The sequence below is a fragment of the Pandoraea anhela genome, assembly GCF_902459655.1.
Classification (GTDB): Bacteria; Pseudomonadota; Gammaproteobacteria; order Burkholderiales; family Burkholderiaceae; genus Pandoraea; species Pandoraea anhela.
On record NZ_CABPSB010000001.1, the window covers coordinates 498921 to 511550 of the forward strand.

At 65.9% G+C, this 12630-nt stretch carries 2 protein-coding genes; both read right to left on the reverse strand.

The features are described 5' to 3' along the window. Positions 1 to 6 precede the first annotated feature (6 nt). Complete coding sequence (locus PAN31108_RS02035) at positions 7 to 5214, reverse strand: hypothetical protein (protein WP_150667225.1); 5208 nt, start codon at positions 5212 to 5214, stop codon at positions 7 to 9. A gap of 1123 nt (positions 5215 to 6337) precedes the next feature. Then, the gene (locus PAN31108_RS02040) at positions 6338 to 12556 is read right to left on the reverse strand and encodes a hypothetical protein (protein ID WP_150667226.1); all 6219 of its coding nucleotides are present in this window, start codon (positions 12554 to 12556) and stop codon (positions 6338 to 6340) included. Positions 12557 to 12630 lie beyond the last annotated feature (74 nt).

The window sequence follows — 12630 nt, forward strand, 5'->3', positions numbered from 1 at the left end:
AGCCCCTCATGGACGATCGGGGTGCCACCCCGGCTGGGGATACCGACGCCAGTCCGGCACATTGACCAGATAGGTATCAGGGCACGCATCGTACGGCGACAATCCCGGCGACTTGCGAAACGCGTCGATGGCGGCGAGCAATGCCATGGGAAGGTCGAAATCCCGATACTTGATGCAACGCTCCCCCGCATGCTCACGGTAAATCGCTCGCCAATCGGCCTCGCTCGTCACATAGCCGACCGACGACACGCCGTTACCCGCGCCGAGCACCCGGGGCGCGAACAGATCGATGACGATCGGATGGCGTTCTCGGTCGTGGGAAGACACCCTGGCGCATTCGACCGGATCGGGCTGCGCGTAGACGGTCGTCTGCCGGCCGGGTCTCACGCCAACGAGATTGCCGATGACCGCCACCGACAGTTTCGGGCCGCGTTGCCACGGGCTGTCCCACGCAGCGATCACCCGGTATCGTAAATCGACGAGGCAGGATCGGGCGTCGTCTTTGCGGTGCCGCTTCGCTATCGCGACGATCTCGGGAAGCACATCCCTGACGATGAACTGCGAATCCAGTGGCGTATCGTTCAGATTTCGCTGCAACGCATTTTTCACGATCGCGTTGTCTTTCAACGTTTTGAACAACTCACCGTCCGGCGACTCGCCGGATTCCATATCCGGCGGCAAGCGATCGGACATCATGCCCGGTGCGTTTCTGTCGACCCAGACACTTACCCGCGTTCCGTCGGCGAGCGCGAAACCGTTTTTTCGGGTGAAGCGAAGCCGGGGGCCGTCGCGCGACAGGTCGTAACGCTTGTAGGCCATGGACCAGTCGATCGGATCCCCATTGCCGGAGACGAGCCACCCCACGGCGAAACCGCCGCCCGTGCTCATCAGATCGCAGCGCACGGTGTGCGCGTTTTCGCCCACGCCCTTGCTCAGCACCAGTAGCGGATACCCCGGGGCGACTGTCTCGATGGCATCCTGATGCGTGATCTCGACCATTGCCGGCCGCGATGGCGCGCCCTCACCGAAGCGAGCGCTTCCGTGTTCGTGTTCGTGCTCACGCACCATCGCCTCGACGACCCCGAATGCGCCGAAATCGTTGAACGCCCCCATGCGCCGCAATGCGTTGCCGAAAGCCGTATGACCGACGCCCGTGTCCAGCATATCGGCGATATCGCCGTGCGTGACGTAGGAAGCAAATCGCGCTCTGATTGGGGCGAGCCACGCGCTGGCGGTCTTCTTCGCCTCGTCCGGCGCCGCATGCAACGCGCTGCGGCGAAACGCACACCGGTCGTACGCCTGCACCGACGCGCCGAAGTAGTGCGCAAACATCAGTGTCGGGGGACTTTGCCCCCGAATCGCGCTGTCGCGACGTCGAACCGTCTGGGCCGAAGGAGGCAAGTCGGCCGGATTCAGCACATGGCGAACGTCCTGCATCAGTTCATAGCCCACATCCTCGTCGAGCATGCGCGCCGAAAGCCCGACGAGATAGATCATGTCGTCGTCGGTGCGATCCGGCGTTCGGCATTTCAGCACACGGCCCACCTGCCGGTTGCCCGACAGGCATGAGGCCTCGCCCGAGAACCAGTCGTACAGCGATCGGGCGACGGCCTTGCGCCAATCGCCGTCGAACAGCCGACACGCCACCAGACTGAGACTGGGATCCGACGGCTTGAGCCCGTCATGAAGCAGATCCCACAGATCGTTGGCATCTGCCTGATTCAGATGCGTGAGCAGGAATTCGCGCATTGCGGCGGGGTTCCGATAGCGCTCATCATGAGACCACGATTGCGCCTGACCGGTGCGAAGCGACAGCACAAACATATCTCGGCCGTCGGTCAGCGCGACGACGCCGGGCACGCTCACGCCGAAGGTCTGCACGCTCGATGGCGTGAGATTTCCCGTCAATCGCTTGACGATCAGCATGGCCGACACGTGACCCTGCGTTCGCAGATACCACAGCAGCAACCCGGTTTCGATCGCCTGCAATGTCGAGCGCAACGCCGACTGGAAGGGGGCCAGTTCCCAATGGGCGTCGATGGCGCTTCCCAAGGCGGGCACCTGCGGCAACGGCATCGTGACGTTTGGCGTTGCCGTAGACGTGCCCGACGGCATGGAAGTCATTACCGGCGGCATGGGTGGCGTCGGTGGCGTCGGCGGTATGGAAGGCTCCGGTGTCGCACCGAGCGACGCACGCGGCAGCGTGACGTCGGCGTCGGCGTCGGTCGTGACACCCGTTGCATCTTCCCGGACCACACCCGGCCACTCGCCCCAACGCTTCAGTCGCCATGGCGCGGACGCCTCGTCCCAAGCCTGCTCGGCCCGCGCACGCGCAGCGTGCCAGGGATCCCGGCCGGGCATTTCCAGCATGGCTTGCATTTCGGCCCCCTGGGGCCTTTCGGGCTTTCCGGGCTTTCCGGGTCTTCCGGGCCTTTGGGGCGACACCGTGCCTTCGGACACACCGCCCACTCCCTTCGCGAGGTCCGGTGCGAGCTTACGCAGCGCAGGCACCTCGATGCCCTCAGGCAACGCCGGCAGCCGTTTTCGCAGCGACGCATCGACAAAGATGTCGAGCGCCGTTCCCTCGCAACTCACCGTGCCGTTGGCGGCAAAATCCAGCAGGTCCTCGTGCGCTCCGTAGAAGTCGAGCGATTCGAACCGTTCCGTGCCGAGCAGCAGGATATCCTGGTCGGTGCTTCGCCCGACAATGACGCCCTTGCCACAGGTGACGCCGGCATAGAACATGCCCGCTGCGGCCGGACGCCGGTCGCGACGCTCGCCCCGCCCCACTTGCTTCTCCTGCCCCTCCTGCCCCTCCTGCCCCCGGTAGACGAATGCAATGGCGTAGCCCGGCGGAAGTTGTCGCAGCTGGGCGAGCGTCTTGACCGGCAGGCACGCCGCTCCCAGAAAGTTTCGAACGTCGTGCCGTCCATCGTCACCGGGCATCGACACCGTTGCATCGCTCGCGCCCAACGCTTCGCGACGTATCCCGTCGATGACGCGCCAAGGCGTGTCCTGGGTTGCGCTTGCCGCCGACAACGATTTCAACGCCTGCGCCTTTTGCACGAAAGACATTCGCGCCCCTTCATGCGTAGCGATGGGGTCGGCGATCGGCTCCAGACGCTTGAGCAACACGCTGGCTGCCGACGTGCCGTACCCCAACATCGCTCTGACGATTTTGCTTAGCTCCGTGCCGCCGGGTAAATGGTTGACCAGTAGCAGCGCCGCCGACAACTTGATTCGCTCATGCATGCGCCTGAGTTCGGTGAGCGTGGCGTGCTGTTCGGCTTGCGTGTCGGCGACAACATGGCCGATCGACAATGCCGTGGCACCGGCTCTGAAGAACGCATTGGACGCGAGAAGCGGAATCGTGTCCTTGAGCGCGCCGCCCAGTATCGGGAATGCAATCATCGCGCTTTGCAGCATCGCCGTCGTCAGTTGCCCCCAGTCGCGGGCGCGCCGCACTTGCGCCGTGACGACCTGCAAATCGAGATTGGACCGCATGGTGCTGAGCTCCGCACGCCACAGCGCCGTCGAGACATTCTCGCGCGAGACGAATGCCAGCTCGGGCACGTAGGTTCCGCCGTAGTAGCCGGATTGCATGATGGTGAGCGTCGACACACCGTGCTGACCGTGGTTGGCGTGTTGCGGTAGCCTAACCGCCTGGATGCTCGGCGGCTCGACGAATAGCAGCGGTGTCGGTTTTGCGGGCAGATCGTGACTGACCTCGGACACGAATTGACGGCCCCTTTGAGCGGCCCGCGGCGACGCGAAACGGAACTGGACGTCGTTCCACCGCAAGAAGCCTTTGACTTTGAGCACGCTTCGCATCGGCAAATGCTCGAGTACGAAGTCGCGAAAGGTCTCCGAGAGCTCGACCGCAGAATTCCACGCCAGACAGACCCCTCGCTTGACGGAGATCAGCAGCGCACGATCGGACTGCGTGTCCCGAATGGCGACCAGGCCGGCCACCACATCGCCGCGGTAAGTCACCAGATTCAACTCTGCCCGGGCGATCTGGTCCAGCCGATCACGTGGCGAAGCACTGTCCTTTCCAACAGAAATCGTGACGCCCTGTGCAAGCGCGCGGAGCAGGATCGTGCTCACACTGGCACTGACATACATCGCATGTGCGGCAGCGGCCGCCCGATCGTCTCTTAGCGCCTGAAGGGTCGCCAGATCGCGCGCGTGCAGGGCGTTGCGGAACGTATCGCTATCGACGATTTTCAGAAAAGGTTTGACCGCCGGATCGTTCGTATCGACGTTGCATACCACCTTCGTGAAGCCCATCTTCAGCGATTCGAGCAGATAGTGATGACCGAACGCGATTTGCATCAGCGTGAACGCGCGCGTGACGCGAAGGCCGACACTGAGGCCGTGGGATTGATAGAAGTGCCCTGATTCCTGATATGTCACATTGACCGGTGCATCCCACGGGGCATCGCCGGCAGGTCCGCCGTGGGTGGATACGTAGTCCGACAACACGCTCGATGCCGTTTCGCCGCTGTACTTCTCGGCCCGCGTGCCGAGCGCGTAAAAGCTCGTCGGCGTCACGTCCCAGTCTACCCATGCGCTCAATGTCAGCACCTGATCGAGATCCAGCGTGTCGCGCAGATCGACCGGCGTGGGACAGGCCGGTGTCGCATGCGCGGCGTTGCCCCCCGTGGCCACACACGCGTCCGAGCGCCTGTCGTTGTCGGCGGCGACGCCACGGGGCCGTCGCGCACCGACAGGCGCTGCGCGTCGCGCCTCGTTCGACGCGACGCACGACGGCCCTTTCACTGTTCCCCTCAGGGCCCCCCTCAGGGTTTGACTGCGCAAGTACCCGAACGTGAACAGGCTCAGCGCGGCGAAGCCGGCCGAAGTCCCGACGGCCATATCCCAACGTCGTCGGCCAAGCATTGCCCCCAGCGACCATGCGCCGCTTTGCAGGGCGGCGTCCAGTATCGGCGTCTGGGCAGACGCTGCCGTGTGCGGGCCCGCCGGGACGACGTCGCACGACGCAGCGGCCATGACGCCACCGCGCGAATAGGTCTGGCGACACCTGGGGGCTTGCACCGCGCTCCCGGTGCGCTCGGAGCTTGCGGCGTTCGCCGATCTCAGCCGGCGTAACGGCTGGCCCGTCGCCGATGGCATGTCGGCGTCCCACCGCTGCGCCCGACGAATCGCATACGCTTCGCGAACCTCCGTCAGGCCGCCCCAGGGCGTCAGCACGCCCTGATGGTAACGACTCCAGCGCCTGCCCCGCACGCACGCGCCAACGCACAGGCCGACTGAGCGCTTCGCGTGCGACGGCGTTCTCAAGCGCCTCCACCGACCAGTCCGCAATGACATCGTCCGTCGTGCGAGATCCCGACCGGGTCGCCAGTGCGGCGCGCAACGTGGCGATGACATAAAAGAAGTCCGGACGTTGCCCTGCCCCGCCGAGCTTTCGCATCACCTCCCGGATATGCTCGACCCCCAATTCCGGCAAGGTCAACGCCAGCGCCGCTTCATGGTGCGCGCGCGATATGTCGTGCGCCCCCATGCCCGCCAATGTCTTGACACCGTAGCGCAGCGCTGCGGCTTCGAGACACCCTCCCGCGACGGCACCGACCACCGGTGACAGCGCACTGCCGACATAAGCGGCGACACCTCCGGCCACGAGCAGCCCGCTGCTGCACGCGAGTGCATGGATCGGCGACGTCTGCCCGGACGCAGCATGCAACGTCTGCGCCGTCTCCCCGCCCATGACCGCACACCATGCCCGCTCCGCGCGCTCGGGATATTGCACGACCAGTTGCCCCGGCAACCGTTGTATTGCGGCGACCTCCATCGCCGCCACACACGCAGGATCGCGCTGCTGCACCGAGGCGATCAAGGCATGGGGCAACCCGCCGAATACGGCGTCGTGCGGCGCCCAGCACGGATCGCCGTGCATCCACACGCCGAAGCGCGTGCCGGTGTAACACAGAGACAAAGGTTCGCCGCGCAGACAAGGCTGCACGGGCGACGTCACACATCCGGCGAGGTGATCGATGACATTCACCACCGAAATCTCCGGCGGCCGGGCGGTGCCCCCGACGTCCCTGTCTTGCGCCTCCAACATGTGCAATGCCAGCCTGGCGGCGATCTCTCCCCAGCACTCGGGAACCGACAGCAAACGGTGGACCGCCTGCACCGGCCAAGCCATGCCCGACACCGCCGTCGCCTCGCCGGCTCGCCGCTCCCAGGCGCGGCGCTCCTGCGCCGCCAGGTCCGCAGGCGACGATCTTTCGAACCATCGTCGCGCACTCACGTTGTCCGAGTCGACTCTCATGGCACCCTCCGCGAAATCGCGCTGTGTTGCCGGACGGCGTTATGTCAATGCAGGGGTCCCGGTGGCGGTGCGCCACTCGGGCAACCGAAGCATCACGCCTTGCGGCCTGAAGTCTCCGGCCAACGCACCGGGCATCGTCGTGATTTCCCACGCCGCGTCGAGGGCGTCGTTCAACGACGCGAAGTCGATGTACTTAATGCACCGGTTCGCCCCGTGGTCGGCGTACTGGGCCTGCCAATCGACCTCGCTTATCACCCGCGCGTCGCTCGATATGCCCGAGGCGTCGCCTAGCGTTTGCCTCGGAAAGCCATCGGCGATCACGCGATCGACATTGCCTGCCTCGACCCATGACGCCAGCGCTTTTCCCGTCACCGCCAACGACAGCTTCGGCCTGTACTGATCGGGCGACGACCATGCCGCGATCATCCGATAACGGATATCAGCGACGCCGTAGTCCCGTAATGTCGTCGCGACGGCCTCGACCATGAGCGCAAGCCGTGCGTCGACCGTCAGTTCACGCGAACCGGTCCGTTCGGGCTGTAACGCGCTCACGGCGGGGAGCGAGCGCAACGCGCTCTCGCATTGCGCTGCGCTGACCGTGCCCGCTTGCAGTCGGGGCGCGGCGGGCTCCGCGTAGATGCCGGGCGTATCGCTTTGCATCCAAAGATCGACATCGACACCGTGGCAATGCCATGCGCCTCGCTCGTCGGACCACCTGAAACTCGCATCGTCGCGCGTCACATCGACGCACGCGAGACGAAAACCCGCATGTCCGGTCGTTCCGAACGCCCTCGCCTCGGCGATATGGCCGTTGCCCAAACTGAGCATGTCGTCGTACGTGAGCGCGTCGTGCGTCGCGGCCTGACGACTTTCGGCCGATGCCGGTCGGCTCAATATCCGATGGCCGCGCGGCACGCCGGCAAGCGCCTCTGCACTGCGTAACGGGATAAGTTGCAGCGCCGCCGGTTGCCGCGTGCAAAGGCCGGGACGCCCGGGCACCTGCGCACGCAGCGCCGACATCGCCGCGCCGAACTTGCCGTCGTCGAGTCCGACCCCCGCGCCGAGCATGGCCCTGGCGAAGTCCGGCCGGCCGATACCGAATTCGATCAGACTCGCGATATCGCGGCTCACACGGTGCTGCACGCGGCATTGCCTGATCCGATCGACGAACGCGCTCGCGAATGCCGTCGCCTCGTCAACGCGCTCGCCCACCGACGACCGCAGGAAGATGTCGTCGGAGAATTCGCGGATCGCCGTGCCGATGTCGTACGCCCAACCCAGACCGGGCGAGGTTTGCGAATGCCCGACCGCCTCGTTCAGATAGACGACTTCCTCGCGCAGCTCCACGGCGTCCGGCGCCGCATCACCGAGCGTGGCGCGCAGCGCGCGTGCGTCCTGCGGCGACAACGTCCGGGCGACATGACCGACGAGATCGACGATGCCCGCGTCGAGCGTCTGGTTACGCTGCCGGGTGGCGCTCACGTGATCGAGAAGATCGTCGATGATCGGATCGATCCCGTCGTCGCTCAGCGATGGCCCTAGCGCGACACGCATGGCTTGCCCCGTGCCGTGCCGATGCGGGGCAAGAAACGCCCGCAAAGCCGCAGCCGATGCATCCGACGTGCCTGATGCCGCAGACGCCGCCGGCGGCAGCTCTGGCGCCCCCTCTGCGACCGCGCTCCCCACGCCCAGCGCAACCGCTTCGCCCGACGTCAGCGAAAACAACACCCGGCACGGCCCGTCGCCCAGCCCCACGACGCCCGGCAGGCGCACGGCGTCGACCGTGACCAACCGGAACGGGGCCGTCTTCCTCAACGCGTTCAGCACGAGTGCGGCATGCGTCGGCGACATCTGCGGCAGGTGCCACAGCAGCAGCCCCCGCTGCACGCGCGCGATGAACTGCGTGAGGGCGTGTTTGACCGGGGCCGTATTCCAGTGCGCGGCGATCGCGTGCGCGGGTAGGGTCGGTGTCGGGGGTGTTGAGGGCATCTGCGCGCCCCGACCTTCCCGACCGATCACTGCCTCGACACGCGGCGGTGGCGCGGTAGTTGTCGATTGCGCCGTCGTCGCATTCCGTCGCATGACATCGAGCGCGGCCCCGGCGCTCACGCGGCCTTCTTGCGCGTACCAGGCGTCCACAAACGTCGTCCACCGGTCGGCGGCGCGCTTACCCCGGATGTGCGACGCCAGATGCTCGGCGTTGGGTTGAGGTTTGAACCATCCCGCGCCGGCAGGCATCGCCCCATCGCGCGACGCCGGTAACGGTGTGGTCGAAGTCCCCATCGACGTCGCCCGCAAGGCATGCGACGAGTTCGCGCGAGCCGCGATCCGCTTCGCGCTGTCGGACCAGACCGGCAGCCGATCCGTGAGCGGCTCGACATACAATTTGCCCTCACGATCGCCATAGCGGCACAGACCGTCTGCCAAAAACGTGAATTGGGCGATATCGATGCAGTCGATGGCGTACGGCACGGGGGCCCCGGTGTCGTTGACCAACGCTCCGAGAATCGTTCGCTCGCCGCTCGTCACCCCGGCGAAACCTGTCGTGCCGTCGGCCGACATCAAGGCGACGCAATAGCCCTGCGGTATCCTCGACAACCGGTCGTTGGAGATCACCTGCGCCGCAGCGCTTCCGAGAAACCTATCGACCTGTTTGTCCTGAACCGAGAGCGGCTGTGTCGCCACGCCACCGGTCCGAAGCCCCTGCCGCGACTTGATGGCGCTCAATGCCACCCATATCGGCTGCGTGACGGGCGTTGCCCCTGCCTTCGCCCCCGAGTGCAAGGATGCCACCTCATCGGCGAATTTCTGCCGCCGGCGGCTGACCTCGGGCCACGACGTCATGAAAGTGTCGATCGAGCGCGAGATCTCGCGCATGTTGTCGAGATTTTCGAGCGTCCAGTCTGCAACGGCATCGATCGGTCGCAGATGCGGGTTGCGAAACAACGACGACACCGACGCCGCCACCGACATCTCCCGTTGAATCCGCCTGAGCTCGTCCAGGTCCGCACGCTGAGCGCGGTCGGCAAGCGTCGCATAAGCCGCGCCGTGGGGATCGAGTTCACAGGCCAGTGTCATGATGGCGCCGGCCTGGCCCGTGCCGTTGAACGCCATTGCGGTGGCGGGACCGCTGAACTTCAGGGCATCGAGCACCTTCTGACGCATGGTGCTCGACCGGAACATGTCGCGCATCTCGTCGGTGACGATCAGCAGGTCGCGATCGGCGTCTGCGCGAGCGACCTTCGCGAACCACAGCTCACGTTCCGGCGACGGACACGACACAAACGAGAATGCCGGCTTGAGCGACACCTGGCTGTACGACTCCGCAGTGGCATTCAACGGCCGCTGCGCGATGGGTTCGCGCCCGCTATCCGCACGCGACGCCCGGCATGGCCGGTTGGTCAGCACCCCGGTATCGATCCGGAACCTGAGCGGACTCCATCGCGCGTACCGCTCCAGATGCTGACGCTGCATTTTCGACAGATGGCAATGCATGAATCGTTGAAACGCCTCGGTCGATTCGGCCGTCGGGCTCCAGTGAAACGCCATGGCATGCGCAATCGAAATCAGCACCACCGCGCCGCCGGATGGCTGCGATACGCAAACCAGATCCGGCACGATCTGTCCGTCATAGGCAAGCAGACGAACCGCACCGTAGCCCACCCGGAAGCGCCGCCGCTGACCGGAACCGGCGCGCGACGGATGCCACGGGCGATGGGCGCCGCCCACGCGACCGCCCGGCGGCGACTGACGCTCCCAGGCGTCGCTGGTGGCGTTGACGAGTACCCCCGTGAACACATTCCGTACGTACGCTTCGTACGCATCGATCAACAGTGGATTGTTTTGCTGACGCTTGAGTTCGTCCGCGAGACAACCACGCAGGGCTTTGCGGAAGTTGTCGTTGTTGACGCGTGCGAGCAGCGTTGCATGATCGGCATCGACCGGCGCCACCGACACGATTTCGCTGATCCCCGACGGCGTTCTGAATTCCCGCAGGAAGTGATGCCCCAGGGCGATGTCGAATATCGTAAAGTTCTGCGACATCCGGCTACCCCAGCCCATCGTGAAACGGCTGGGATCGGGAGAGCGTCCCCAGAACTGGAATGTCACCTCGACCTCGCCGCCCCAGGGCATCGTCGGCTTGACGGGCGCGGCGTCGGCGCCGTTCGTACGGGGTGTGGTTGACGAAACCGCTCCCCCCTGCATCCCATTCAATACGGCCTCCATCTGGAGACACAGGTGCGCCTGGGCACGGCCCGCATAGCCGTCGATCGAGACGTTTTGCGCCCGGCTGATCTCCGTCGCCTCGATCATGTGGAGCATCTGATCGAGCGCGGAGGACTCGACGCCCGGCACGAGACGCATCGGCGGAGTCGGCGCAGGGGCGTCGGTGACGTGCAAAGGCTTCGCGTGATGCATCGGCCGGTTCTTGCGAGCCGATGCGCCCGGCAGGATCAGAGAGGCCACCCCGGTGAACAGCCCGGACAGCCAACCCGTGCGCGACCGGACACCCAGCATGGCGCCCAGCGCGGTCGACGCCGCCGGCAGGAACGCCGCGTTTGCCAGCCGATGGGCGTGCCCGGGTGGTGCGCCCGCGCCGGCGGCATCCGACGCATCCGGCGTCGCGGCTCCGTGCGCCATGAAATCCTCCGCACGCCACGACATCGCCGACGCGGCCTCGAACCCGACGAGCAGGCGATGCTCGACGATGTCTCGGAGCATGGTGCGGTTGGCCCGGGTGTGCATGTCGGGAAGCGGCAGATCGTCGGTCTTCATGACGAACGTCCGGGCGATCGGCGACGCCTTGCGCTGGGCAGACGGTTCGTCGACGCGCGCGGTCAGGCCAAGCGGCGCCCGCGCCTGCGCTACGGCGTCCTGCTCCGCGCACCACCGCGCCCATCGCTCGCTGCGGCGAAGCTCCCGTCCTTGCCGAATCCTGTTCGCCCCCGGGGCCAGCATATCCATGGCGCACGCCATTTGGAGCGCAGCTTCGAGCGCTTGGGCCGCCCCTGGCGGATCGAAGCGAAACGCCTGGCGCTCGCGCTCGCGTGCCTTGCGGTACAAACGCCCGACGTTCAGGCGATCGATGATCTGTTGAGGTGTGCGATGCGGCGCGCGTGCATCGACACGCTCGAGGCGGCGTTGGACGGCAGACGCGACGTCGTACAAATCGAGCCGGGCAAACTGCGGCCCGAGCCGCAAGACCAGTTGGCGTAACTCACACGCCCGCAGCGACGGCAGCAAAAAGGACAATACCGACAGATACTGAGCCCGCTGGAACGCATTCGAACTTTCCGCATCGGGTAACGCCGCATACGTGCGAACCGCAGCCGCCAGTTCCAGCACGCCTGCTGCGGCCGCCACGGCCAGCGGCATGTGCGTCGCCAACATGCCTTGGCCCGGCTGAGCACTGCCGGCGCTACCGAAGCTACCGAAGCTACCTCCGGATGCGCGGGCGGCACCGTCGGTCCGGACGATCGAGCCGGCGGGGAACAACGCACCGCTCGCGAACCCGCTCGATACGCCCAGCGCCGCGCCGGTCGCGAGCAATCTTCCGCATGTCCTCAGGAGATCGCGCAACGTGCCGGGAACCGGCACGCGAAACTCCGGCGCGTTACCGGCAAGCTGCGTCTGCCATGCCGCAACGGCGCACGCCGGATCCGACAGCACGAGTCGCGACATGAGCGCCCGCCACATCGAGCGGTCTCCGAGGTCCACCTCCGACATGCGCCGGGCCTCGACGCCCGCCAGCAAGGCATGCCAAAGTCCGTGGCACGCCATGGACGCCGCCGCCCACTCGACGCCCCCCTGGCGGCATATGCCGAAGCGTTGTCCATCGTAGAGCACTTCGGCTGGCGGCGCGCCGGTCGACATGCCGCGCGAGTCGGCGAGCCAGCCCGTGAGCAGGCGCACGCCGCACTGAATCGCCGGGTGCCACGTCGTGTCTCTTCGATCCAGCAGATGAAAAGCGAGCGCCGAGGATACCTGCCCCCATGCGCCATCCTGCGTGCAGACCAACGCATGCACCACGCGCGCACGCCAATCGAGCGCCGCCAGCGCGGCCAAGAGATCCGCCGACACACGGGCGGCTTGCGGAACGTCTTCGATTTGCGTGTCGCCGCCGGTCTCGGCCACGTACGTTGAATTGCCGGGAGCGGCCCCGGATTGCCCTCCTCGCGACGGCGTTTCGGATGACGTTGCCGCATGACTCGATTGCCATGCGAGGGCCAATGACCCTGACTGCGAAGCGATTTGCATGTGGACTCCTGCTGAAAACGAGAGGCATCGACTCCCTGCGAGCTGATACTCCCGCCGACGTCAACACCGTCGAG